The organism is Acinetobacter sp. Colony158 (assembly GCF_019264745.1).
Classification (GTDB): Bacteria; Pseudomonadota; Gammaproteobacteria; order Pseudomonadales; family Moraxellaceae; genus Acinetobacter; species Acinetobacter ursingii.
In genome coordinates, this window is record NZ_CP078523.1 from 927,976 (window position 1) to 928,292 (window position 317).

The window sequence follows — 317 nt, forward strand, 5'->3', positions numbered from 1 at the left end:
GACTCCGATTGCACGAAACCAAGTAAAAAACCAAAGGGAAATAAGAAATAGGCATAGCGCAATGGAAACTCGAGTAGGGCATGAATTAAGATTGCTCCAACCATGAGTAAAGCAATAATCGACTCTAAAGTCTTGGCTTTTTGATTTAACCATAAAATCCAGCATGCCATATAAGCAATGATCAATAAACCGAGTGGCAAACCATTCCAGACGATAATATCCAGTAAAACATTATGTCCACTGGTCACCCATTCATGAGATGGATGTAAATTAAACACCGTGAGCTGCGCCAGACTGGTTTTTCCCCATCCATACCC

At 40.7% G+C, this 317-nt stretch carries 1 protein-coding gene; it reads right to left on the reverse strand.

Annotation, left to right across the window (positions count from 1 at the left end; genetic code table 11):
• A partial coding sequence (locus JR005_RS14430) for a Wzy polymerase domain-containing protein (RefSeq protein WP_228731742.1) occupies window positions 1–317 on the reverse strand: 317 nt, incomplete at both ends.